This window comes from Streptomyces sp. NPDC020845 (assembly GCF_044334165.1).
Lineage (GTDB): Bacteria > Actinomycetota > Actinomycetes > Streptomycetales > Streptomycetaceae > Streptomyces.
Genome location: NZ_JBIRSJ010000004.1, coordinates 431,601 through 454,847, shown reverse-complemented (window position 1 = coordinate 454,847; position 23,247 = coordinate 431,601). Strand labels below are relative to the sequence as shown.

The 23,247-nt window shown below is 70.4% G+C and carries 22 protein-coding genes; 5 read left to right on the top strand and 17 right to left on the bottom strand.

Features of this window, described 5'->3' with window-relative positions; genetic code table 11:
• Window positions 1-10: 10 nt before the first annotated feature.
• Both ACH4U7_RS11795 and ACH4U7_RS11790 read right to left on the bottom strand, forming a co-directional pair.
• Window positions 11-1,408 carry a 2-oxoadipate dioxygenase/decarboxylase family protein gene (locus ACH4U7_RS11795; protein WP_398527795.1) on the bottom strand — a complete coding sequence of 466 codons (1,398 nt, stop codon included), beginning with the start codon at window positions 1,406-1,408 and terminating at the stop codon, window positions 11-13.
• 21 nt (window positions 1,409-1,429) lie between these two features.
• Window positions 1,430-2,602: an NAD(P)/FAD-dependent oxidoreductase gene (locus ACH4U7_RS11790; protein ID WP_398527794.1), complete on the bottom strand. Its 1,173-nt coding sequence runs from the start codon at window positions 2,600-2,602 to the stop codon at window positions 1,430-1,432.
• A 268-nt stretch (window positions 2,603-2,870) separates the two neighbouring features.
• Between ACH4U7_RS11790 and ACH4U7_RS11785 the strand changes: the two genes are divergently transcribed.
• Window positions 2,871-3,563, top strand: coding sequence for a hypothetical protein (locus tag ACH4U7_RS11785; protein ID WP_398527793.1), 693 nt, complete (start codon window positions 2,871-2,873; stop codon window positions 3,561-3,563).
• Between the two features lie 179 nt (window positions 3,564-3,742).
• Window positions 3,743-4,102 (top strand): ArsR/SmtB family transcription factor, encoded by a 360-nt coding sequence (locus tag ACH4U7_RS11780; RefSeq protein WP_385610216.1) that lies wholly within the window; start codon window positions 3,743-3,745, stop codon window positions 4,100-4,102.
• Between the two features lie 24 nt (window positions 4,103-4,126).
• Here the strand turns inward: ACH4U7_RS11780 and ACH4U7_RS11775 are convergent, their stop codons facing one another.
• The 11 genes from ACH4U7_RS11775 to ACH4U7_RS11725 form a co-directional block, all read right to left on the bottom strand.
• Entirely contained in the window at window positions 4,127-5,596 is a 1,470-nt protein-coding gene (locus ACH4U7_RS11775) for an aldehyde dehydrogenase family protein (protein WP_398527792.1), read from the bottom strand.
• Window positions 5,597-5,625: 29 nt separating this feature from the next.
• Entirely contained in the window at window positions 5,626-6,636 is a 1,011-nt protein-coding gene (locus tag ACH4U7_RS11770) for an ABC transporter ATP-binding protein (protein WP_398527791.1), read from the bottom strand.
• Entirely contained in the window at window positions 6,633-7,691 is a 1,059-nt protein-coding gene (locus tag ACH4U7_RS11765; RefSeq protein WP_398527790.1) for an ABC transporter ATP-binding protein, read from the bottom strand. Before ACH4U7_RS11765 ends, ACH4U7_RS11770 begins: the two co-directional genes overlap by 4 nt.
• A 13-nt stretch (window positions 7,692-7,704) precedes the next feature.
• The gene (locus tag ACH4U7_RS11760) at window positions 7,705-8,418 is read right to left on the bottom strand and encodes a GntR family transcriptional regulator (RefSeq protein ID WP_398527789.1); all 714 of its coding nucleotides are present in this window, start codon (window positions 8,416-8,418) and stop codon (window positions 7,705-7,707) included.
• A complete protein-coding gene (locus tag ACH4U7_RS11755; RefSeq protein ID WP_398527788.1) occupies window positions 8,408-9,280 on the bottom strand; it encodes an ABC transporter permease in 873 nt (290 codons plus the stop codon). The genes ACH4U7_RS11760 and ACH4U7_RS11755 overlap by 11 nt, the downstream gene beginning before the upstream one ends.
• Window positions 9,281-9,299: 19 nt before the next feature.
• Window positions 9,300-10,247 (bottom strand): ABC transporter permease, encoded by a 948-nt coding sequence (locus ACH4U7_RS11750; RefSeq protein ID WP_398527787.1) that lies wholly within the window; start codon window positions 10,245-10,247, stop codon window positions 9,300-9,302.
• A gap of 45 nt (window positions 10,248-10,292) precedes the next feature.
• The gene (locus tag ACH4U7_RS11745; protein ID WP_385610236.1) at window positions 10,293-11,579 is read right to left on the bottom strand and encodes an NAD(P)/FAD-dependent oxidoreductase; all 1,287 of its coding nucleotides are present in this window, start codon (window positions 11,577-11,579) and stop codon (window positions 10,293-10,295) included.
• Window positions 11,576-12,244 (bottom strand): haloacid dehalogenase type II, encoded by a 669-nt coding sequence (locus tag ACH4U7_RS11740; RefSeq protein WP_089507726.1) that lies wholly within the window; start codon window positions 12,242-12,244, stop codon window positions 11,576-11,578. The genes ACH4U7_RS11745 and ACH4U7_RS11740 overlap by 4 nt, the downstream gene beginning before the upstream one ends.
• Window positions 12,245-12,365: 121 nt before the next feature.
• A complete protein-coding gene (locus tag ACH4U7_RS11735; RefSeq protein WP_398527786.1) occupies window positions 12,366-13,883 on the bottom strand; it encodes an ABC transporter substrate-binding protein in 1,518 nt (505 codons plus the stop codon).
• A gap of 333 nt (window positions 13,884-14,216) precedes the next feature.
• Window positions 14,217-15,359, bottom strand: a complete 1,143-nt coding sequence (locus ACH4U7_RS11730; protein ID WP_398527785.1) for a cation diffusion facilitator family transporter — start codon at window positions 15,357-15,359, stop codon at window positions 14,217-14,219.
• Between the two features lie 118 nt (window positions 15,360-15,477).
• Complete coding sequence (locus ACH4U7_RS11725) at window positions 15,478-16,413, bottom strand: MBL fold metallo-hydrolase (RefSeq protein WP_398527784.1); 936 nt, start codon at window positions 16,411-16,413, stop codon at window positions 15,478-15,480.
• A gap of 146 nt (window positions 16,414-16,559) precedes the next feature.
• Here ACH4U7_RS11725 and ACH4U7_RS11720 point away from each other — a divergent pair, with 146 nt between their 5' ends.
• The 3 genes from ACH4U7_RS11720 (at window position 16,560) to ACH4U7_RS11710 (ending at window position 18,804) form a co-directional block, all read left to right on the top strand.
• A complete protein-coding gene (locus ACH4U7_RS11720; protein ID WP_398527783.1) occupies window positions 16,560-16,769 on the top strand; it encodes a hypothetical protein in 210 nt (69 codons plus the stop codon).
• Window positions 16,756-18,150, top strand: a complete 1,395-nt coding sequence (locus ACH4U7_RS11715; RefSeq protein ID WP_398527782.1) for an amidase — start codon at window positions 16,756-16,758, stop codon at window positions 18,148-18,150. The genes ACH4U7_RS11720 and ACH4U7_RS11715 overlap by 14 nt, the downstream gene beginning before the upstream one ends.
• An 87-nt stretch (window positions 18,151-18,237) precedes the next feature.
• Window positions 18,238-18,804: a TetR/AcrR family transcriptional regulator gene (locus tag ACH4U7_RS11710; RefSeq protein WP_398527781.1), complete on the top strand. Its 567-nt coding sequence runs from the start codon at window positions 18,238-18,240 to the stop codon at window positions 18,802-18,804.
• A gap of 36 nt (window positions 18,805-18,840) precedes the next feature.
• On the opposite strand, the gene ACH4U7_RS11705 is transcribed toward ACH4U7_RS11710, so the two are convergent.
• The 4 genes from ACH4U7_RS11705 to ACH4U7_RS11690 form a co-directional block, all read right to left on the bottom strand.
• Window positions 18,841-20,154, bottom strand: a complete 1,314-nt coding sequence (locus tag ACH4U7_RS11705; RefSeq protein ID WP_398527780.1) for an MFS transporter — start codon at window positions 20,152-20,154, stop codon at window positions 18,841-18,843.
• A gap of 214 nt (window positions 20,155-20,368) precedes the next feature.
• Entirely contained in the window at window positions 20,369-20,578 is a 210-nt protein-coding gene (locus ACH4U7_RS11700; RefSeq protein ID WP_398528003.1) for a hypothetical protein, read from the bottom strand.
• Between the two features lie 140 nt (window positions 20,579-20,718).
• Window positions 20,719-22,026, bottom strand: a complete 1,308-nt coding sequence (locus tag ACH4U7_RS11695) for a TfuA-like protein (protein ID WP_398527779.1) — start codon at window positions 22,024-22,026, stop codon at window positions 20,719-20,721.
• 4 nt (window positions 22,027-22,030) lie between these two features.
• Entirely contained in the window at window positions 22,031-23,221 is a 1,191-nt protein-coding gene (locus ACH4U7_RS11690; protein WP_398527778.1) for a YcaO-like family protein, read from the bottom strand.
• Window positions 23,222-23,247: the final 26 nt, after the last annotated feature.

Here is a 23,247-nt window from a genome sequence, read left to right as displayed (position 1 = left end):
GGGTCGGGGGTCAGCCGAGGACGCCCGTGAGGTCCAGCTCGCGGGCGACCTGTGCGAGGGAGCGGTTCTGCTGCTGCTCGTAGAGGGCGAACGGATCCAGCACGTCGTGGCCGATCGCGCCGGAGAGCCAGGCGGCGTCGTAGGCGGTGCCTTCGTGCTCGTTGTTGCGGGTGCCCTCGCCGCTGAGGTTGGACTGGAAGATGCCGGCGGCGGAGCGGGGCAGGAAGTCCTCGTAGACGATGGGCTCGGCGCACACCCAGCCCTGTTGCACCAGTTCGCTGACGCTGGTGGGGGGCCGACTGCCGTCGCGTGGCCGGTCCGGGTTGAGCCGGTAGGTGAAGTAGGCGAGTCCCGCTGCGGCGAGTTCCCGTTCGCTGCCGGGCAGGTGCCGCTCCCATACGGCGCGCGCGATATCACTGCGCGCTGCCGAGGGGTTCTGGGACACCTGCTCGTCGATGTGGCCCAGGAGTTCGTCGTGGAGGGCGCGGCCCTTGCGGGTGAGGGCGATGCCGCGGGCCTCGACCTCACCGAAGCGGACTCGTAGGGCGCCGCTGACGACGCTGCCGTCCGGGGTGCGCATCGCGCGGGGTTCGGCCAGCGCCCGGAAGGAGGTCTGCCGCAGCAGGACGTCGGGGCCCTGCCACTTCGGCGGGCCCTGGATGGTGTCGATCATCTCGATGCCGCGCTCGGTCATCCGCCGGTACAACTCGTCGATGTCCAGGACGCGCGGGGTGAGGTGGTTGATGTGGGTGCTGCGGACCCCGCCGATGTCCGCGGCGACGGCGGAGATCCGCTCCAGGGTCTCGTACCACGCCTGGTCTACGGGCTCGGGCGACAGCTCGAAGGCGTGCACGGCGAGTCGCAGCAAGCGCTCGGCCTCCGCCTCGGGCAGCTCCCGCTCCGCCGTGGCACGGTCGGCCAGTGCGAGCAGTTCGGCGGGGAAGAGTTCGCGGTCCGCGAGGAAGGCTTCCACGCGTGAGCGCAGGTCGGCGTCGAAGAAGCGGGGGTCGGCCGGGGTGAGCATGGAGGTGAACACCCGGAAGGGGTTGCGGGCCAGTTCCTCGCCGTCGACCGGCCGGAAGGCGGTGGAGATGACGGGGACGGCGCTGGCGGCGGCCTCCCGCAGATCGTAGAAGCCGACCGGGTGCATGCCCAGGGCGGAGAAGATACGGGCGACCTGCCGCAGTTCCTTCGGCGTGCCGACGCGGATGGCTCCGTGCCGCTCGGCGGTCACCCGGCTGATGGACCCCAGGCGTTCGGCATCGGCTCCCCGCGCGCGCAGGACGTCCTCGTTGACCTCGCGCGAGACGTCCACGAGCGTGGTGTAGGCGGGAACCTCCTGCCCGTACATCTCCGACAGCCGCGCCGCGAATGCGGCCCGCAGCTGCCACTGAGTGATCGTTGACATGGTTCGGCCTTTCGGTCGGGTTCACACCACGTGGGCTTCGGGGCGGATATCGGCGCCGTCGCGGAACCGGTCGGCGCTGAGCGGGGAGATGTCGGTGAACGGCTCGCGCTCCAGGTACAGGTCGCGCATGACCTCGCCGGTCGCGGGCGCCTGAAGGAAGCCGTGGCCGGAGAACCCGGCGGCGTAGAGGAAGTTGGGCAGTTCGCCGGAACGGCCGATCAGCGCGTTGTGGTCCGGCGTGTTCTCGTACAGGCCGGCCCAACCGCTGACGGTCTCCATATCGGCCAGGGCCGGGGCGCGGTGGCGGGCGACGGTACGGAACAGCTCCAGCCACTCCGGGGTCCAGGTGGTGTCGAAGCCGTCTTCCTGGTCGGGGTCGGCCAGTCCGAACAGCAGCCCGTCGTCGCTGTTGTGGAAGTAGCCGGACGAGGCGAAGTCGATGGTGAACGGGATGCGCGGGGCGGGCGGCGCGAGTGGCGCGGTGAACGCCAACTGCCGCCTCACGGGCCGGATCGGGAGGTTGATCCCGACCATGTCGCCGATCTGCGCCGACCAGGCTCCCGCCGTGCAGATGACGGTGGAGCAGGCGATGCTGCCGTGGCTGGTGTGCACCCCGGTGACGCGGTCCTCCGCCGTGTGGATACCGGAGACGGCGGTGTGGGTGGCGAAGACAACGCCGGCCCGGGCCGCGGCCCGCGCGTACCCCTGGACGACCAGTCCGGGGCGGGCATGCCCGTCGGCCGGGGAGTACGCGGCGGCCAGGAGGCCGTCGGTACGGATGTAAGGACACAGGCGCCGGGCCTCGGAGGGGCTGATCATACGGCTCGGCACGCCGAGGCTGTTCTGGAGTTCGGCGCCGGTCTCGAAGTCGCTCACCTGCTGTTCGCTGTCGAGCAGGAAGAGGTAGCCGACGGTGTCGAGCCCGATGTCGGCGCCGGGGCGGTGGGGAAACTCCTGGTAGGCACGCAGGCTGCGGCTGCCGAGCTCGATATTGAGCGGATCGGAGAACTGGGCGCGTACGCCTCCGATCGGCTTGCCCGAGCTGCCGCAGCAGAGGTCGCCGCGCTCGACGACGACGATGTTCTTCACCCCGGCCTCGGCGAGGTGAAACGCGGTGCTCACACCCATGACGCCGCCACCGATGATCACAACATCGGCGGAGGTCGGAACGGTGCGGAAGGCGGAGAAGGACAACGGGCCACTCCCTTCCAGAGGCCACCCCGCCGGACGGACACGGATCGGACGAAGACGAGTCGGATGAAGACGGGTCGGAGAAGGCGGGTCCGTTTCCAGGGGGCGGCGGGGCCGTCAGTACAGAGCGATGCCGAGCACAACCTCCGCGTCATCGTGCAGCAATCCGACCGTTGACGTCCATCTCCTGCGGTGGGTGGGACACCGCACCGCGCGCTCCCCCGCCCCTCGCCTGATGGGGGAGGCATGGGCTCGTTCTAGGATCTTCGGCATGGCGAAGCGCGCGGTACATCGGCGGGCCCGGAAGATCCTGGGCGAGGACCCCGTGGCTCTGGTCTGGTGTGAGATCCACAAGCCCATCCCCACACCGCCCAAAGACGTGCACCGCGCCGCCGGCAGGAATCGACTCAAGCCGGGCCATCACTGGCTGCTGTACGTCGGGGCTGTGGTGTTCTTCTTCGTCGTCATCCCGATCATGCTGATCGACAAGCTGGGCGACCGACTCGACCGGCTGCTCCAGGGGCGACGGCGCCGCGGACCGCGGGCCGGGGGGCCGCAAACTCCGCCGGAGGACCGCTCCTCTGCCTCCAGCCGCGACCGTGCCCGCGATCGTGGGCAGGATCCCACCAACGGTATCTTCGACGGCGACTGGAGCCTGACCGCAGGCCAGTTGCTGTTGCGCTGGTACGGGCACTCCCCCAACCCGAAACGCCTGGTCATGCTGGCCCGCGAGCGTGTCTGCATCGCCACGTCCCCTCGCCGTCGGCTGTCGCCCACGAAGGCCGATGACTTCCGGACCGTCGTGGAGTTTCCCCTCGATCAGGTCCGTGTCGAAGGCGAGGCGGGCCAGCCGCGCGGATTCGCCACTTTCCAGCTCCGCTTCACCGACGGGTCCTGGCTGGAAGTAGGACGGCTGGGCGAACCTGAGGACGCCGACCATTTCCTCCGCACCATCAGCGGCTGAGCACCCCGTCCAGGAGCACCGCTTCCGGGAGCAGCCTGGCGGGTGCCACATTGGACACACCGCATGTCTCTGTACCATTATGTGCATATGAACGCACGCATGCATCAATCAGATGCGGAAGGTTCACACCCGCATGGTTCGTACCCCGCACCGTTCACCCGCGCCGCCCGGGTCGGCGGATGCCGGTGAATGACGAGCAGGCGACCCCGACCAGGTCGCATACGCATCCCAGCGGCGCGGCGCAGTTCTCCACGGCCGCCCATGTCTTCTCGCTGCTCTCCGACCCGACCCGGCTGCATCTGGTGTGGTCCCTCGCCCGGGGCGAGGCCGATGTCAACACCCTCACCGAGGCCAGCGGGGCGGCCCGCCCCGCGGTGAGCCAGCACCTGGCCAAGCTGCGGCTTGCCGGGCTGGTCCAGGTGCGCAAGGAGGGGCGCCGCTCGGTGTACTCGCTGCACGACGGCCATCTGCGACGTCTGGTCATCGAGGCCGTCAACCACGCCGATCACATGGTCACCGGGGCCCCGCCGCACGACTGAGACCCGCCGGGGGGCGGTGGACGGTCATGCGCCACGGCGTACGGCGACGACCTTGGGCTCGGTCATGGCCTCCACGGCGTACCGCACACCCTCACGGCCGACGCCCGACCGTTTGGGCCCGCCGAAGGGCATGGCGTCGATCCGGAAGTCACTGCTGTCGTTGATCATCACCGCGCCCACCCGGAGCCGTTCCGCGATGTCCAGGGCGGTGTCCAGCGCGGTGGTGAAGATACCGGCCTGGAGGCCGTAGCGGGTGTCGTTGGCGCGGGCGACGGCTTCGTCCACCGTGTTGATCGGCTCGACCACCAGCACCGGGCCGAAGATCTCCTCGGTCATCACCTTCGCGTCCGCCGGGACGTCCGTGAGCACGGTCGGCCAGTGGAATGCGCCGTCCCGGCGGCCTCCGGTGTGCGCCACGGCGCCGCGCTCGCACGCCTCCCGTACCCACTCCTCCACGCGCCGCGCCTCGCGTTCGCTGATGAGCGGGCCGATGTCCGTACGGGGATCGGCCTTGCGGCCCACCCGCAACTTCTCGGTGGCCGCGGTCACGTCCCGGAGGAAGGGGGCGGCGATGCGCGCGGAGACGAAGACGCGCTGCACCGACAGGCAGTTCTGCCCCGCCACGCCGAAGGCGCCCGCCACCACGGACTGCGCGGCCGCCCGGGTGTCCGCGTCGTCGAGGACGAGGACGGCGTTGTTTCCGCCCAGCTCCATGAGGGTTTTCCTGGCTCCGGCGGCGCTCGCCACCGCGTTTCCGGTCCGGTGGCCGCCGGTGAAGGACACCAGGTCCACCAGTGGGTGGCTGACCAGGGCGTGGCCCGCGCCGCTGCCCGTGCCGGGGACGACCGCGAGCCGTCCGGCGGGCACCCCGGCGTTCAGCAGGATCTCGGCCAACGCGAGCGCGGTGAGCGGTGTGGCCTCGGCCGGTTTGAGGACGACGCCGTTCCCGCCGGCCAGGGCCGGGCCCACCTTGTGCGCGACCAGGTTGAGCGGGTCGTTGAAGGGGGTGATGGCGGCGACCACCCCGACCGGTTCCCGGGTGTACCAGCCCAGTCGGCCCTCGCCGCGGGAGGTGTCGGAGAACGGCAGGGTCTCCCCGGTGAGGCGGTCGGTCTGCCGGGCCGAGAGCCTCAGGGTCTCCGCGGCGCGGCACACCTCGCCGTTGGCCTCCCGTAGTGTTTTGCAGCCCTCCCGGGAGATCACTTCGGCCAGCCGCTCCCGGTGGCGCAGGACCAGTGCGGCGGCCTCCTCCAGCGCCTCGCGCCGTTTCCAGGCGGGCCAGCTCGCCCCGGAGGCGACGGCGGTGGCCACGTCGGTGACGGCTTGGTGGACCTCGGTGGGGCTGGTGTCCGTGACATGGCCGAGGAGGCGGCCGTCTTCCGGATCGTGTACGGGCATGGTGGACGCGCCGTCCACCCATCTCCCGGACCACAGCGCCCCGGCGGGCGGCCGCCAGGTCAGCGGGGTGGCGGGCGCGGTCTCGACTGTCGTCATCGGCTCGCTCTCTTCGGTCGGGCGGCGCGTCACGCGCTCGGGTAGTGGCAGGAGACGGAGCGGCCGGTGGGGCCCGTGTTCGGTGTGGGCGCCTGGGTGCCACATCGCTCGGCGGCCAGCGGGCAGCGGGGGTGGAAGCGGCACCCGGAGGGCGGGCTGAGCGGGCTGGGCGGCTCACCGCGCAGGGCGCCGAACTCGCCCTCCCCGTCGGATGCCTCCGGCAGCGAGGCGGTCAGCAGCGCCCGGGTGTAGGGGTGGGCGGGATGTTCGAACAGCTCCTCCCGGGAGGCCACTTCGACGATCTCGCCGAGGTACATGACCGCCACCCGGTCGCAGATGTGCCGTACGACGCGCAGATCGTGGGAGATCATCAGCAGGGTCAGATCCAGCTCGTCCTTGAGCTCGACGAGGAGGTTGAGGATCTGGGCGCGGACCGAGGCGTCGAGCGCGGAGGTCGGCTCGTCACAGATCAGCAGGCGCGGCCGGAGCAGCAGGGCGCGGGCCACCACGAGCCGCTGGAGCTGGCCGCCGGAGCATTCGCCGGGGCGCCGGCCGAGGAACGAGGCGTCGAGCCCCACCTGGTCGAGGACCTGGAGAATGCGCTGATGGCGCTCTTCCCTGGTACCCAGGCCGTGCTGGGCGAGCGGTGCGTCGAGGCTGGTGCCCAGTCGCATCCGCGGGTCCAGTGCGGCGAACGGGTCCTGGAAGACCAGTTGCATCGAGCGGCGCAGGGCCTTGCGGTCGCGCCCCCTGGTCCGGGCGACATGGACACCGTCGAAGAGCACGCGCCCGGAGTCGACCGGGGTCAGCCCGAGCATGGCCCTGGCCAGAGTGCTCTTGCCGCAGCCCGACTCACCCACCAGGCCCAGGACCTCTCCGGGGGCGATGGTGAACGACACATGGTCGACCGAGTGGACGGAGCTCTTGCCGCTGAACACCCCGCCCCGCACCGGGAAGTGCTTGACCAGGTCCTCCACGGTGACGAGCGGCTGTCGCGCCGTGGGGTCGGGGGCGCGGTCCGCTTTCGCGAGCGTGGTCATACGCCCACCGCCTCGCCGCGGAGCTCGGTGCCGGGCTGGGAGGCCCAGCAGCGGCAGCGGTGCTCACCACCGCAGGTGTGCAGTGGCGGCTCCGCGCCCGAACACCGGCCGGCGATGCCCAGGTCCTGGGAGAGCGGACATCGGGGCTGGAACCGGCATCCGTGGTCCAAGGCGCGGGACTGGGTCGCGCTGCCCGGGATGGCGAAGAGTTTGCCCTCCTCGGACTGGAGCAGTGATGCCTTCAACAGGGCGCGGGTGTAGGGGTGTTGGGGTGCGTCGAAGACTTCCCGTACCGATCCCTCCTCCACCACGCGCCCCGCGTACATGACGGCCACCCGGTCGGCGATCGAGGTGACGCTGGTGAGATCGTGAGTGATGAGCAGCACGGCCATACCGGACTCGCGCTGCTTACGGCGGAGCAGCCGCAGGATCTGGGCCTGGACGGTGGCGTCGAGGGCGGTGGTCGGCTCGTCGGCGATCATCATGGCGGGGTCGGCGGCGAGGGCCGCCGCGATCATCACACGCTGGGCCATGCCGCCGGAGAGCTGGTGTGCGTACGCCGAGGCTCTGCGCTCGGGTTCCGGGATGCCGACGTCGCGCAGGAGCTCCACAACCCGTGCCCTGGCCTGGCGGCGGCTGAGCCCTCGGTGCAGTCGCAGCGGTTCGGCGACCTGGCTCCCCACCGTGCAGGTGGGGTCGAGCATGGCCTTGGGCTGCTGGAAGAGCATGGCCAGCCGGTGGCCGCGGACGCGGTTCATCCGCTTCGGCGGCAGGGTGGCCAGGTCCTCCTCACCGAGGGTGATCCGGCCGCCGGTGACCCGGGCGCCGGGCGGCAGCAGTCCGATGGCGCTCAGCGCCGTCATGGTCTTGCCGGAGCCCGACTCGCCGACCAGCGCGACGATCTGGCCGCGCCGGACGGTGAGGTCGAGGCCGTCGACCGCGGGGGTGGCGGAAGCGTGGCCGGGCTCTGAGAACTCCACCCGCAGGCCCCGGATCTCCAGCGCGGTGTCGCCGGTGGCCACGGGGGTCGGCGGGGGACGGTATGGCAGGCGCATGTCCGGGGTCCTTTCAGCGGCGTACCGCGCGAAGGCGGTTGCGCACGGTCACGACGGCTTCTTCGAAGTGCTGGGCGAGGGCGGCCAGTGCGGCGTCGACATCGTCGCCCGCGATGAGCCGTGCCAGTTCCCGGTGTTCGTCGAGGAGGTCGAGCCGTGCGGGGTCGGCGTCGGCCTGGAGGTTCAGGCACAGCCGGGTCTCGGCGATCACGGTGTCGAACATGCGGGTCAGGCGGGGGCTGCCGGCCGCCTCGATCACCAGGGAGTGGAACCGCGCATCGAAGTCGGCCACCTTCGACCAGTCGCCCTTACGTGTGGCGCGGGCGAGTTCGTCCACCGTCTCGTCGAGGGCGGCGAGCAGGCCGGGCGGTCTGGGCGAGGTGATGACCCGGCGGAAGGCGGCGGCCTCGAGGGCTTCCCTTGCGTAGTAGATGTCGAGGACGTCGGCCTCGCCGAGCAGCGGTACGAAAACACCGCGATGGGGCTGGCTCAGCAGCAGTCCCTCGTGGACGAGGCGGGCGAGGGCTTCGCGTACCGGGCCGCGGCTGACTCCCAGGGATTCTGCGAGTTCGGCCTCGCCCAGCTGGGAGCCGGGCGGGAAGGTGCCGGTGAGCAGCCGGGACCGGATCTGCTCCACGACCTGTGAGGCGAGCGTCGTACGGTGGACCGAGGTCGCGCGGCGGACCGAGGGAGCCGAGGCTGCCGACGGCGTGGTGTCATGTGGCATCCGTCCTCCTCTTGCGCTTCAGTTCCATGCCATGGCCGATCAGGGTGACGCTCAGCGCCGTCACGAAGATCGCGGCGCCGGGAGCGATCACCAGCAGCGGGAAGCGTTGCATATACGGCTGGGCGTCCAGCAGCATGGCGCCCCAGTCGGAGTCGGGGGGCTGTACGCCCAGCCCCAGGTACGACAGTCCGCCGACGGTGATCAGCTTGTGGCCGAACCGCAGAAAGCCCAGGGAGAGCACGGGCCGCAGCGCGTTGGGGATGACATGGCGGAAGACGATGAACACCTTGGAGCAGCCCAGCGCCTCGGCGGCCTCGATGTACTCGCGGCTGTTGATCTCCAGGGCGAGGCCGCGCATCAGCCGGGCGAAGGGGGTCCACCCGACGATGGTCAGGGCCGCGATCAGCATGCCGTATCCGGTGCCGAAGGCGGCGATCAGGAACAGGGCGACGATCACATCGGGGATGGAGATCAGCAGATCGGTGGTGCGCATGACCACCTCGTCCAGCATCCCGCCGCGCCGCGCGCTGAAGGCTCCGATCACCGTGCCGATCACCGCGGAGAGCAGCAGGGTGACCGCCGCGATGGACACCGAGAAGCGCCCGCCGTACATCAGTCGGCTGAGGATGTCCCGGCCCAACTGGTCGGTGCCGAGCAGATGGTGGGCGCCGGGCCCGGCCAGTCGCTGTCCGAGGTCCTGGTGGGCCGGGTCGTACGGTGCGATCCACGGGGTGAGCAGCAGGACGGTCAGCACCAGGGCCAGGACGACGGCGCCGACGCGCAGCGTCCAGTGCCGGCCGGTGACCGCGCGCAGACCGGTGGCGGTCAGGTGTGCCAGGCGCCGGGGTGCGGTGGAGGGCACGGGGTCGTGGGAAAGAGAGCTAGACAGCGCCATCGCGTACCCTCACGGCCGGGTTGATCAGTGCGTACAGCAAGTCGGTCACGGTGGTGATCAGGACCGCCAGCGCCACGGTGCACAGGATTCCGCCCTGGATCAGCGGGACATCGTGGTTGACCACGGCGCCGTAGACGAGCCGGCCCATGCCGGGGATGGCGAAGATGACCTCCACGACCACCGATCCGCCCAGCAGCCCCGCGAACCACAGGGAGAACAGCGTCATCACCGGCAGCAGGGCATTGCGCAGCCCGTGCCGCATCAGGGCCTGGCCTCCGCTCAGTCCCCGGCTGCGGGCGGCGGTCATATATGGCGATGCGAGGACATCGCTCATCGCCGCTCTGGTGACCTGGGTGAAGTAGGCCATGGGCCGCAGTGCGAGAGTGAGGGCGGGCAGGATGATGGAGGTCGGGTCGCGCCATCCGGCCGACGGCAGCCAGCCGAGGTAGCGGGAGAAGACCAGCACCAGGATGGGGGCCAGCCAGTATTCGGGGACGGCGACGAAGCTCTGCGTCAGCAGGGTCACTCCGTTGTCGACCCGTTTCCCCGGCCGCATCGCGGCGAGCGTGCCCAGGGGCAGGGCCGCGAGGAAGGCCAGCCCGATGGCGATGACGGCCAGGGTGCCGGACACGCCGATGGCGGTGCCCAGCAGTTGGTCGACCGGGGTGCGGCTGGTGAAGGACATCCCGAAGTCCCCACGCACCGCCCGGCCGAGCCAGCTCAGATACTGCACGAGGATCGGCCGGTCGAGCCCGAGCTCGGAGCGCAGGGCCGCGATCGCCGAGGGGTCGAGGGCCTGATCGGAGACTCTGGACCGCAGGATCGTCCGGACGGGGTCGCCGCCCGAGGCGTACGGGATGGCAAAGGTGGCGGCTGATACGGCGAGCAGGGTGATCAGCAGCACCATAAGCCGCCGCACGACGAATCTGACCATCGTTCACTCCTCCTTTCCGGGCTCTTCCGGCAGGTGCGTGGCGGGCTACTTGATGATGTCGAGGGCCCGGTAGTAGGCCCCGGCGAACGGCAGGAACCAGGGCGGACCGAAGTGTCCGGGGACACGCGGGAACTTCATGCCGCGCCAGATGTTCGCCTCGGGCCTGCCGTCCATGACATCGGCCATCTGCCGGCCCATATGGGTGGCCATCTGCACCCCGTGGCCCGAGTAGCCGACGGAGTAGAACAGGCCGTCCCGCTCCCCGGAGTGCACCATCTGGTCGAGGCTGATGTCGACGAGACCGCCCCACAGATAGTCGATGCGCACGCCGTCGAGCTGCGGGAACACCGAGAGCATCCCCTTGCGCAGAATCTGTCCGCTCTTCCGGTCGGACTGGGGATTGGACATGGCGAACCGCGCCCGGCCGCCGAAGAGCAGCCGGTTGTCGGGGGTGATGCGGAAGTAGTAGAGGATGTTCTTGGAGTCGGAGGCCATCCGGCGGGTGGGCATCAGCTCGTCGACCACCTCCTGCCGAAGCGGTTCGGTGACGATGATGAAACTGCCGACGGGGATGATCCGGTTGCGCAGCCAGCGGAACGGTGACCCGGTGTAGCCGCTCGTGGCGACCAGCACCTGATCGGCGCGGAGGGTGCCGACCGGGGTGGTCAGATCGTGTGCCGTACCGCTGACCCGGCGGGCCCTGGTGACCGGGGCCTTCTCCAGGATCCGCACCCCCTGGGCGGCGGCGGCCTCGGCCAGACCGCGGACGAACTTGCCCACGTGCAGACCGGCGCCCTGAGGGTCCGCCATCGCGCCGTGGTAGTGGTCGGATCCGACCTCGGACCTGATGTCCTTCTTGGGGATCAGCTGTGTGTGGTAGCCGATCAGGTCGGCGAGTGCGTCATGGGTGCGGGCCAGCCGCTCGTAGTGCGCCGGCTTGGCGGCCAGGTTGAGCTTTCCGGTGCGGGAGAAGTCGCAGTCGATCTCCTCCTCCACCACCAGCTTCTCGACCGTATCGATGGCCTCGTTGTAGGCCAGGTAGGCCGCCTTGGCGGTCGGGATGCCATAGCGCTCCACGGCGGTGAGGAAGCCGATGGCCAGCCCCGTGGTGCACATGCCGCCATTGCGTCCCGACGCGCCCCAGCCCACGGTCTCCTGCTCCAGCACGGTGACCTGGGCGCCCTTGCGGGCCAGGTGCAGCGCGGCGGACAGACCGGTCAGCCCGGCGCCCACGATCGCCACATCGGTGCGGCCACCGATCTCCACCGCACTGCGGTCGGGGCCGGCCGGGGACGTGTCCAGCCAGTACGGGACGGTCTTCACGGCACTCACAGCCCGAGCAGTGCGGGCAGTTCGGACAGGGCCGACACCTCGTGGTAGCCGTAGTACGGCACGCTGGGCTCATAGCGCCGGTTGACGTACACCTTGTTGGCGATCCGCAGATCGTGGGCCGGGATGAGGTCGTAGCGCAGGCTCGAGGAGACGTGCAGGATCTCATCGGGCGCGCAGCCCAACTGCTCCAGCATGTACTCGAACGCCTGGAAGCGCGGCTTGTACGCACGGGCCTGCTCGGCCGTGTACACGGCGTGGAACGGGGCGCCCAGCTTCTCGACGTTGCCGCCGATCTGGTCGTTCGCGGCGTTGGAGAGGATGACCAGCGGATAGCTCTCGGCGAGGGTGCGCAGCGCGTCCGGCACATCGGGGTGCGGACCCCAGGTGGGCACGGCGGCGACGATGGCCGCGCCGTCCGTGTCGCGGTATTCGATGTTCCACAGGGCGCAGGCTCGCTGAAGCGCGTGCCTGATGACGTCAGGGTAGAGCTGGTAGGCGCCCAGCACCTCGTCGATCCGGTACGCCTCGAAGTCGTCGAGGAAGTCCTCCATCCGGTCGGCCGCGACGCGGTCTGCGAACAGCTCACGGGTGAGGGCGGACATCCCGAAGGCGGTGAGGGTGCCGTAGCAGTCGAAGGTGATGTACTTGGGCCGGAAGTCGATCACAACGAGCTCCTTGGGGTGAGGCGGGGTCACTTCGAGGTGAGGCGGGGTCACTTCGGGCCGAGTCGACTTCGTGCCGAGTACCGCGGGCCCAGTCACTTCGGGCCGAGTACTTCAGGCCGAGTCACTTCGTGGCGAGGGAGAGGTTCGCGGTGAGGGTGTAGTACGGGTGGACGGCGAAGCCCTTGAGGCCGGAGGCGACGGCGACGGACTCGGTCTCGTGGACGAGGAAGACATCCACGGCGCGGGACTGGAGCTCCGCGGCGACCTTGGCGTAGTCGGCGTAGCGGGCTTCGGGGTCCTTCGCGGAAGCGGCCTTCTTGATGAGGGCGTCGGTCTTCGGATCGCAGTAGTGCGAGAGGTTGTAGCTGCCCTTGCAGGTGTAGTCCGCGGTCAGATAGCCCAGCGGGTCGGGCATGTCGCCGAGGTGGTTGCGGGAGAGCAGTGCCGCATCGAAGTCGCCGGAGAGCAGGTCGGGTTCCACCGAGGCGTAGTCGCCGGTGCGGATGCTCGCCTTCACGCCGATGGCCTTGAGTTCTTGCTGGATGATGGCGGCGAGGTCGGAGAAGCCCGATCCCTCGTTGTAGGCGATCAGGGACACCTTGATCGACTCGGGTTTCACCCCGGCCGCGGAGAGCAGGGCCTTGGCCTTGGCCGGATCGGCCTGCACGGGGGCGGCTCCGTCAGGTGTCCAGGGCTCTTTGGGACCGAACGGGCCGACGGCCTGTTGCCCCGCTCCCTGGTAGACGGCTTTGGTGATCGCCTTGGTGTCGATCGCCGCCTGGAACGCCTGCCGCACCTTCTCATTGTCGAAGGGTGCTTTTTTGTTGTTGAGAACGAGTTCCGTGGTTCGCGGAAGCTGTTCGGTCAGCACCTCGACGGAGTTTTTCCCCTTGAGGTCCTGGACACTCGGGACGGAGAGCTTTCTGGCGATCTGGGCTTCCCCGGTCTGTATCTGGGTGGCCCGCTTGGCGCCGTCCGCGATGAACCGCACCTCGGCGGAGGACAGTTTCACCGGACCGTTCCAGTACTTCGGGTTGCGCTTGAGCTGGATTGCCTGTTGGGGGATTTCCTTGGTGATACGGAATGGGCCGGTGCACGTTCCTTGCGGATCGGTCGACGATCCGGTGTACGCCTTCGGGGCGAGGATTCCGGTGTTGGGGGCCGCGAGGCGGTAGGGCAGCAGGGCGTCGGGGGCGGGGGTGGTGATCCGTACGGTCGAACCGTCCACCGCCGTGACGCCGGCGATCGTCTCGGGCGAGAAGCCGGGGGCCGGTGTCTTCGCGGCGAGCGCGTGTTTCAGGGCTCCTGCCACCGCTTTGGCGTCGAGCGGGGTGCCGTCCTGGAACGTCACTCCCTGGCGGAGTGTGAAGTCCCAGGTGGCGGGGCGGGTTTGGTTCCAGGAGGTGGCGAGCATCGGCTTGATCGCGCCGCCTGTCTGGTACTTCACCAGGGTCTCCAGGCAGCCCGCCTTGCTGAGGACGAAGGAGTCGTCGGTCTCCAGGGCCCAGTTGGCTGCCGGTGCGAACGGTTCGTCGACGACGATGGACTGAGCGCCTGTGGCGCCACTGCCGCTGGGGGTCTGGCCGCCCATTCCGCAGGACGTGAGCGTCAGGGTCGTTGCTGTCAGTACAAGTGCCAAGCGCGGTTTGTTCATGGGTCTCACTGATCCGATCGGGGCAACTGAGACTTCCCAGCGTTCGGGGAGTCGGCGCGGCCGAGGATGGCCGGAATCGGGGAGGTGGCGCTTGGTTGACGAAGGTAAGCGCCGATGACGGCGCTGTCGATAGGTTGTCGATGATATTTTGTAAACAACCCATTGCCGTCATGTCACCTGCTCGCCGAAGCCGGAATGGGCGGAAGGCAGCCGATTTTCCGGAAAAGGGCATGCTGCATGAATCCAGGACCGTGACGCCAATTGGTCTGGATGAATACCTGATGTGGTGGCCCCGGCCCTGTCAGCCGGGGCCTGATGTCATGTCATGTGGTGGGCGAGCGCCAGATGAGGGTCGTCCGTATCCGGCCCGAGAGCCGGGTCGGTGTGCACCAGGGCGGCGGTCAGCCGGGGCACCGCGTGAATCAGCGCATGTTCGACGTCGACCGCCACGGCATGCGACTCCCGTACGCTCAGCCCTCCGTCCACCTCGACCGTGGCCTCGGCGCGCAACTTGTGCCCGATCCAGCGCATCCGGAGCTCCTTCACATCGCGCACCCCAGCGACCTCGCGCACCGCGGCCTCGCCCTTGTCGACGAGGGTCGGGTCGACGGAGTCCATCAGACGGCGGAAGACCTCGCGTGCCGCGTCCTTGAGGACGAGCAGGATCGCGGCCGTGATGAGCAGCCCGACGATCGGGTCGGCGAGCCGCCAGCCGAGCGCTGCCCCGCCGGCGCCCAGCAACACGGCAAGGGAGGTGAAACCGTCGGTACGGGCATGCAGTCCATCGGCCACCAACGCCGCCGAGCCGATCTTCCGCCCGACCCGGATCCGGTAGCGGGCCACCCATTCGTTGCCGATGAAGCCGACGACCGCCGCGATCGAGACGATGCCCAGATGGGAGATGTCGCGCGGATTCATCAGCCGGTCGATGGCCTCATAGGCGGCCAGGGCCGCCGAGGCGGCGATGGTCAGGACGATGAAGATCCCGGCCAGATCCTCGGCCCGCCCGTAGCCGTAGGTGAACGTACGGTTCGCCACGCGCCGCCCGAGGACGAAGGCCACGCCCAGCGGAAGCGCGGTCATGGCATCCGCGAAGTTGTGGATGGTGTCGCCCAGCAGCGCCACCGAACCGGAGATGAGGACGACCACCGTCTGGAACACCGCGGTGGCGCCCAGGATCGCCAGGGACAGCCAGAGGGCGCGCATACCCTCGGCGGACGACTCCATCGCGGAGTCGACCTTGTCCGCCGCCTCGTGCGAATGCGGCTTCACCATGTGGGCGACCTGGTGCTTCCAGCGGGACCAGCGGCTCTTGCCGTGCGCATGGCCGTGTCCGGCGTCGTGGTCGTGGTCGTGGCTGTGTCCGTGGTCGTGGTCATGCCCATGGTCATGAGCTGATGTGTGGCCCTTGGGGTGGGCATGCGCCGGGGCCGGGGGATGAGGGTGTTCGTGGGCCTTCATACGTGGCTCACCTCTCAGGAATGTCGCCGCGGAAGAGTGGTGTCAGGGCGCCCTCCTTCTATTATGTGCATACGCGTGCACCAATGCACTTGTGGGATCGCACAGAATGATTTCACGACTACCCGGTGACAGTGGGTGGGCAGTGCGAGTCGGCGGGGACGAGCGAGAGCCGATAGGCGTCCCCATGGGTGACGACGCGGCCGGCGGTGGGGGGTGCGAAGTGGGTGCCCAGGACGAGGGTGTCCGTATCGGCAAGTGAGCGGAGCAGCTTGCGGCGCGAGGCCTCGGACCGTTGGGGGTCGATGTCGACGCAGGCGCCGATGGCGGGGTGGGCGAGCTGTACGGGGTGGTGGATGCAGTCGCCGGTGATCAGCGCCGCCCGGCCACGGCTGGTCAGCTCAAGGGCGACATGGCCGGGGGTGTGGCCGGGCGTGGGGAGCAGGCGCAGGCCCGGGACGATATCGACGCCCTCGGCGGGGACGTCGATGAGGTCGAGCAGTCCTGCCCGCTCAACCGGGATGACGGAGTCGCGGAACATCTGCCGGCGCGCCTCCTCCATGTCGTACGCGGCCCAGAACTCCCTCTCGGTGCGGGAGGTCAGGTAGCGGGCGTGGGGGAAGGTGGGAACCCACTCGCCGTCCACCTCCCGCGTGTTCCAGCCGACATGGTCGGCGTGCAGGTGGGTGAGGATCACCAGGTCGACCGAGTCCGGCGGGAATCCGGCGGCGGCCAGGTGCCGAAGGTAGTCGGTGTTCAGGTTGTGCCAGGCGGGGTTGGCCCGCTCCTTTCCGTTGCCGATGCCGGTGTCCACCAGGATGCGCAGCCCGTCGGCGGTGAACGCGAAGCTGTGGCTGTCGATGCGCAGGATGCCCTGGTCGTCGGCGAAGTGGGGACGCAGCCAGTCCTGCCCGGCAACGACGTCCGGGGTGGCGCCGGGCAGCAACCACGGTCCGGTGGCGGGCGGCAGGGCGACCTCGTCGATGCGGTGGACGGTGATGTCACCCACGGCCCAGGAGGGGATGGCGGCCGGGCCGGTGGCGGGTGAAGCGTTCATGATCGGTCGCTCCCTTGCCTGGAAAGACTAAACGCAATGAATTTGCTTTAGGCGCACCGTAGGCCCTACGGTGCGCCTAAAGCAAACTCTTAGCTTTTGGCGTCAGGGGTTTGCTCCGTCGCTCCAGCCCCGAGGAGAGAACACCCATGTCCGCCGCAGAACTCACCACGCCGGAAGCGGCCCGCTGGGCCGCCCGCGCCGGGTTCCCACTGCCCGCCGATCGCCACGCCGCGGTCGCGGCCGTCGCCGATCACATCCACTCCGTCGTCGCGGTCCTGCGGGAGCTGGACTTCGGGGACACCCCGCCCGCCGCCACCTACCACGCGGGAGAGGAGCAGCCCGGTGCGGCCGTATGAACTGTCCCTGACCGCGGCCGCCGACGCGATCCGGACACGGCAGCTGTCCCCCGTCGAGCTGGCGGACTCCGTCCTGGAGCGCATCGCGCAGGTGGAGCCGCGCCTCCAGGCGTACGTCACCGTCACCGCCGAGCACACCCGCCAGGCCGCGCGTAAAGCCGAACACGACATCGCGGCCGGCCGCCATCGCGGTCCGCTGCACGGCATCCCGATGGGCCTGAAGGACCTGATCGACGTCGCCGGTACGGCGACATCGGCCAGTTCCCGGGTCAGGGCCGACCACCGCGCACAGGCCGACAGCACCGTCGCCGCACGCCTGTCGGCGGCCGGAGCCGTGCTGGTCGGCAAGACGCACACCCATGAGTTCGCCTACGGGCTGACCACCCCGCAGACCCACAACGCCTGGGACCCGGACCGGGTCGCCGGCGGCTCCAGCGGCGGATCCGCCGTCGCCGTCGCCGCGGGCACCGCCACCTTCGCCCTGGGCACCGACACCGGCGGATCCATCAGGGTGCCCGCCGCGCTCAACGGTGTGGTCGGCCTCAAGCCGACCTACGGCCTCGTCCCCCGCCACGGCGTCACGTCCCTGTCCTGGTCCCTGGACCACGTCGGCCCGATCACCCGCACCGTCGAGGACGCGGCCCTGGTCCTGACCGCCCTGGCCGGGCACGACCCCCGCGACCCCGCCTCCCTGACCACACCACCCGCCACGGACTACCGGCCGGCCGCGGGCGCGGACTTGAGGGGGCTGCGGGTCGGCGTGCCGCGCACCTACTACTTCGACCACATCGACCCCGAGGTCGAAGCCGCCGTCCGGCGCGCCATCGACCAGCTTCAGGCCCTCGGCGCACGCCTCGTCGAGGTCGAGATCCCCATGACCAGCTATATCCAGGCCACCCAGTGGGGGCTGATGGTCCCCGAGGCCACCGCCTACCACGAGGGCACCCTGCGTACGGTCCCCGAGCTCTACCAGGCCGACGTCCGCATCCTGCTCGAGGCCGGCGCACTGATGCCCGCCGGGGACTATCTGCGCGCCCAGCGCGCTCGCGCCCTCATGCGGCAGGAATGGGCCCGCATGCTGCGGGACGTCGATGTGATCGCCGCCCCCACCGTCCCGGCGACCGCGGTGAAGGCCGACCAGGAGACGATCACTTGGGCCGACGGCACGGTCGAGGGCGTGTCCGACGCCTACGTACGCCTGTCGTCCCCCGCCAACATCACCGGCGTGCCGTCCCTGTCCGTTCCGGTCGGCCACGACACGGCGGGCCTGCCGATCGGTATGCAGCTCCTCGGACACCCCCTCGGCGAGAGCGCACTCCTGGAGGTCGGCCACGCCTACGAGCAGACCCAGCCGGCCCGCGAGCTCGCGTACGCGGCGTAAACCAGGCCACCAGGCCGTCGAACGGTGGCCCGTTGTTCTCGTGGAGCGGATCACTAGACGCAATGATTTTGCTTTAAGGTGCCTTCTATGAGCAGGCAGATGGTGCGCCCCGGCGGGCGCAGCGCCCGGGTCCAGGCATCGGTGCACGCCGCCGTACGCGAACTCGCCTCCGAGGTGGGCCGGGACGCCCTGACCGTACCGATGGTCGCCCAACGTGCGGGCGTCACTCCGTCGACGATCTACCGCCGCTGGGGAGACCTGCAGGAGCTGTTGTCGGACGTAGCGGTCGAGCGCCTACGGCCCGAAACCGCGCCCGGGGACCACGGCGCCCTGCCATCCGACCTGACGGCCTGGGCCGAACAGTTCCTCGACGAGATGGCCTCCCCCACCGGCCGCGCCTACATCCGCGACGCCCTGCTCGGCGACCCGGACGGCGGCAACGCCGGCCAGTGCTCCGCCTATGCCGCCGAACAGATCGACGTCATCCTCGCCCGCGCGAGCGAACGCGGGGAGAAGACACCCGACGTCGAGACGGTCATCGACCGCGTCGTCGGCCCCCTGATGTACCGCATCCTCTTCCGCCCGGACGGACTCGACGCCGCGTACGCCCGCCGGCTCGTGACAGGAGTCCTCGGCCCGACGACCGGCCGATGACCGGGAGTTCCCGGCTCCGACAGAAGTGGGGTTGGCTCATCGGCTGCTCGCGGTCGCGGCGATGGCAGGCAGGATCGCGAGGGCGAGGACGCCACCCGTGAGGGCGAGGATGGGGTAGCTGGTGGTGGCGACGACGACGCCGGAGGACAAGCCGCCGGTGGCGCCGGCGATGGCGATGGAGACGTCGACCATTCCCTGGGTCTTGGCGCGGGTGGCCAGTGGCGCGGTGTCGGTGATGATCGCCGTGCCGGAGACGAGGCCGAAGTTCCAGCCGAGGCCGAGCAGGGCCAGGGCGAGCGCGAGGAGGGCGACGGAGTCGCCGGGGGCGGTGGCGGCGAGGATGCCGGCGGCCAGGAGGGTGAGGCCCGACGCGGCGGCGATCTTCGGCGGGCCGTAGCGGTCGACGAGCCAGCCCGTGATCGGTGAGGGCAGGTACATGGCGCCGATGTGGATGGCGATGACGAGTCCCGAGGCGGCGGTGCCGTGGCCGTGGTCGTGCATATGGACCGGGGTCATCGTCATGATCGCGACCATGACGAGCTGGGTGAGGATCATGACGACCGCGCCGAGGAGCACGCCTCCCCGGCCTTCGTGTGCGGGGTCGGTGGCTGGGGACGTATCGGTGGCGGAGTTGCCGCTCTGTTCGGCGGCGGCGAAGGTGCGGGCTGTGAGCAGCGGGTCGGGGCGCAGCCAGATGGCGAGGACGAGCGCGGCCAGAGCGTAGGCGGCACCGCCCAGCATGAACGGGCCGGCCAGGTGCGGGATGCCGAGGGTTTCGGCGAGGTCGCCGGTGGGCGCGGCGAGGTTGGGGCCCGCGACGCCGCCGAGGGTGGTGGCGACCAGGACGGTGGACACGGCCCGGGCACGGTGGTTCGGCTGGGCGAGGTCGGCTCCGGCGTAGCGGGCCTGGAGATTGGTGGCGGTGCCGGCGCCGTAGACGAACAGGGCGAGGAACAACAGGACCGGCGTGTCCAGGACGGCGGCGGTGATGACTCCGGCGCTGCCGATGGCTCCGGTGAGATAGCCGGTGGCCAGGCCGGGGCGGCGTCCGCGGGCTTGGGAGATGCGACCGACGGCGACGGCGGCGAGCGCGGATCCGGCGGTGAACAGACCGCTGGGCAGCCCGGCGAGACTGGTGGTGCCGAGCATGTCCTGGGCGAGCAGCGCGCCGACGGTGACACCGGCGGCGAGTCCGGCCCCGCTGAGGATCTGGGAGGCGACCAGGACGCGCAGGACGCGGCGCTGTGCCTGGGCGGTTTCGGTGGGATCGGTGGTATCGGCGGTGTCGGGTTCATCGGGTACGGCGGATATGGAGCCCGAGGTGTCGGCGTCCGGTGCGGGTCTGGTCATGTCTCTTCCGTTGGCGGTGGGTGGGGCGGTGGTGTCTCGGGGCGGCGGCCTAGGGCCTGTCGTCAAAGGGGGCGTCCGGCCGCGAGCGGCGTCTGGCGCGGTGGATCGCAAGGCGGAGCATCGTCCTCGTACTGGGCGTACTCGGGCGGTGCGACAACGCGGCGAGGCGCCGTGCCAGGCGTCGGGAGCAGGGCGCCCCCTTTGACGACAGGTCCTAGTCCCCGGCGTCGACCGGCAGTTCGGCCAGCCGCCACTCCAACATGCTGTCGTTGAGGCGGATGGCCCGCCGCCCGAGGTCGGTCAGCAGCCGTACCGCGTCGTAGGCGAGCACGCAGTACTCGCCCCGGCAGTAGACGACGATCTCCGTCTCCTCGGCAACTCGCCGATCCGGTGGCCAGTTCGTCGATCGGGATGGACACCGCACCCGGGATGTGCCCGGCCTGGTACCCCTCCGCCGGTCGTACGTCCAGCACCACCACGTCCCCGGCCGCCACGCGGGCGCGCAGCTCCTCGTGGCTGACCGCCGCCGCGCCGTCCTGCGACACTCTCTGCGGCACCGCGGTGTCATCGCCCGGAGGCGCGCAGGGCAAAGGGTTCGACGGTTTTCAGCAGCGCCAGTGGGAGAAAGGGGGCGGCGAGCGTGGTGAACGCGTACCGCGAGGCGAAGCCGCGGTCCAGGATCGCGCCGTCGAGCTGTTCGGTGCCCCAGCGCTCCGTGAAGTAGGTGTGCAGCCGGAGGGAGGAGACCCGGGAGACGGGATAGCCGAGCCGGCTCAGCTCACGGTTGAGCCGCAGAGCCCGGACCACGATCCCCTGGGCGCACTCCCAGGCCGGGGTCGCGCGCAGCAGTTCCAGCATCAGGTCGTCGGGCGGTACGCCGGGGGCCCAGCAGAAGCCGCGGACCAGGGCCGCCGCCGACTCGGGCGTCGCCCGCAGGCCGGCCGGGACGCCCGCGCGTTGCAGCGTCGCCGGATCGAGGGCATTGAGCACGTGTTCGCGGTGGAAGTCGGCGTAATCGGTGGCGAAGAGCTTGCAGCAGGTCAGGACGGCTTCGTCCGTCACATGCTCCCCGTCGACCAACTCGCCGCGGAACGAGCGGAGCCATTCGGCCAGGAACACGGTGGGGGGATCGGCCGGGTCGGCGCCTGAGGTCGCCCGGCCGACGCCTGCGGTGATCGGGCCGCTCTCCCGGGCGATGATGCGCAGAAGGAGCTCGGCATCCGCCCGCTTGATGTCGGCGGTGCGGGCCGCGTGTTCCAGATAGGCGTCTTCGTGAGCCGCGATCAGGCCCAGCCGCCGCGCGGCCCGCGCGGCGGTCGCGTGCCGCCGCTGCGGGAACGGCATGGCCGCGGCCGCTTCGACGATGAGCCGTTCGGCCGCCCGGTCCAAGGCCCCGGCGACCCGGGCACGGCGCGCCGCGAAGCGGATGCTGACCAGGGCGTCGCTGAGTGCCACGAACCCGTCGTCGCCGGTGGCGTGCGCGACCGCCACCTCGTCGTCGCGTTCGAGCACCCCGAGGGCGTAGAGCCGGTAGACCACGCCCGCCCCGCGCATCCCGAGCGGCGCGAGCTCCGCGGCGCGCAGCGCGCCCATGCTCGACGCTCCATGAACCGTCACCCCGCGGTCGATGAGATGCAGCAACTCCTTGTGGCGGACGGACGGGCTCTGGAAGAAGGTGCCGTCGACGACGGCGACGGTGTCCCCGGGCCGCGGCGCCAGGCGGAGCAGGTCCCCGTGTTGTACGGGCGGATGGACGTGGGCCGCCGGAAGGAGCCGGCGAATACGGTCGGACGGGATCGTCGGTCCCGCGAAGACGTGCACGGCGGGTTCCGGGGCGGGTTCCGACGCGGGCTCAGGGGCATGTTCCGGCATGGGCTCAGGCATGCGAGAGCTCACGGGCTACGGCGTCGCGGGCGTAGAAGCCGAGGCCGGGTGCGAGAACCTTGACGACGGCCGGCCCGGCCGCGGGCCGCCCGAGCTCGACCAGCACCGGCTCGGTGCCGGTGAGGGCGGTGACGCCCGCCGCGACGGTGCGCAGCTCATCGGCGAGATCGTGGCCCGTCTCCCGGCGCCGGAAGGGCACGGTCCGCAGGGACGGTGCCGGCCGGGGGGCGCCCTTCGCCGGGTCCGCCTGGAGCGCGTAGAGCCGGTCGCTGAGATCGTCCCTGGAACCGCTGATCACGGTGAGCCGTCCTTGGGCGGCCTCGGTGAGCGCCCGGGCGAGCGCCACCTCGGGCGCGCCGTGGCAGCCGGATCCGGGCACGACGACCGGCAGATCGGGCGACCAGACGCTCACGTGGTAGCACGGAACGCCGGTGCCGCCCTCGCCGTGCGGCCAGGTCGCGTCGAACGCGGTGACCGAGACACCCGCCGCACCGAAGCGGTCGAGTAGTTCCGCGCAGTCGGGGTCGTCCACGGAGGACAGCTCGAGACGGGGGCGTTCGGCCCTGGGCAGCGTGGTCAGCCGCGCCACGGCGTCCCGTTCGATCACCTCGTACAGTGCGTGCAGGGCCGCCTCCGCCGTTGAATTCCCGCTGGCCAGGCCGTTGGTGGAGGTCGCGAAGGGGTGGTGCGTCCACTCCCGGCGCACCCGGCCGTCGAGGCGGGCCCAGTCGGCGGGCACCATGGTCGGCCGACCGGTGACCAGAGTGCGCCCGGGCAGCCATTCGAAGACCAGGTCCGGACCGGCCAGGGACAGCAGCGAGCGCCGGGTGGCCTGCAGGTCCTCCGGGCGGTAGGTGAGCAGACCGCGCTCCCGCACCTCTCGCCAGGTTTGCCGCCGGCCGGCCGGGACCTGCTCGGCATGGTGGAGCTCGATGGCCTCCATCACCGCGGAGACCCTGGCCAGGATCGGTGTGACACCCTTCCCCTGCGAGACCGACAAGCTGCGGGACCGGGGGCGGATCGCCTGGAACACCGGTATGCCGATCACATCGAGTCCCGTCACGTCCGCGACTCGGGTGATCCCGTAGGCCCGCAGGAGCGGGGCGACCAACTGCCAGGTCTCCTCCGGCGGAACGGAGCGATGTGTGCCGCGCCGATAGCGCTTGGCGATCTGTCCAGCCATCGACGTCCCTTCTGATCCACCAGATT

Coding starts and splice junctions, on each gene's coding strand:
- ACH4U7_RS11795 (WP_398527795.1), bottom strand. CDS start 1,408: ATGTCAACGATCACTCAGTGGCAGCTGCGGGCCGCATTCGCGGCGCGG.
- ACH4U7_RS11785 (WP_398527793.1), top strand. CDS start 2,871: ATGGCGAAGCGCGCGGTACATCGGCGGGCCCGGAAGATCCTGGGCGAG.
- ACH4U7_RS11780 (WP_385610216.1), top strand. CDS start 3,743: ATGCCGGTGAATGACGAGCAGGCGACCCCGACCAGGTCGCATACGCAT.
- ACH4U7_RS11775 (WP_398527792.1), bottom strand. CDS start 5,596: ATGACGACAGTCGAGACCGCGCCCGCCACCCCGCTGACCTGGCGGCCG.
- ACH4U7_RS11770 (WP_398527791.1), bottom strand. CDS start 6,636: ATGACCACGCTCGCGAAAGCGGACCGCGCCCCCGACCCCACGGCGCGA.
- ACH4U7_RS11765 (WP_398527790.1), bottom strand. CDS start 7,691: ATGCGCCTGCCATACCGTCCCCCGCCGACCCCCGTGGCCACCGGCGAC.
- ACH4U7_RS11760 (WP_398527789.1), bottom strand. CDS start 8,418: ATGCCACATGACACCACGCCGTCGGCAGCCTCGGCTCCCTCGGTCCGC.
- ACH4U7_RS11750 (WP_398527787.1), bottom strand. CDS start 10,247: ATGGTCAGATTCGTCGTGCGGCGGCTTATGGTGCTGCTGATCACCCTG.
- ACH4U7_RS11730 (WP_398527785.1), bottom strand. CDS start 15,359: ATGAAGGCCCACGAACACCCTCATCCCCCGGCCCCGGCGCATGCCCAC.
- ACH4U7_RS11725 (WP_398527784.1), bottom strand. CDS start 16,413: ATGAACGCTTCACCCGCCACCGGCCCGGCCGCCATCCCCTCCTGGGCC.
- ACH4U7_RS11720 (WP_398527783.1), top strand. CDS start 16,560: ATGTCCGCCGCAGAACTCACCACGCCGGAAGCGGCCCGCTGGGCCGCC.
- ACH4U7_RS11710 (WP_398527781.1), top strand. CDS start 18,238: ATGAGCAGGCAGATGGTGCGCCCCGGCGGGCGCAGCGCCCGGGTCCAG.
- ACH4U7_RS11705 (WP_398527780.1), bottom strand. CDS start 20,154: ATGACCAGACCCGCACCGGACGCCGACACCTCGGGCTCCATATCCGCC.
- ACH4U7_RS11695 (WP_398527779.1), bottom strand. CDS start 22,026: ATGCCGGAACATGCCCCTGAGCCCGCGTCGGAACCCGCCCCGGAACCC.
- ACH4U7_RS11690 (WP_398527778.1), bottom strand. CDS start 23,221: ATGGCTGGACAGATCGCCAAGCGCTATCGGCGCGGCACACATCGCTCC.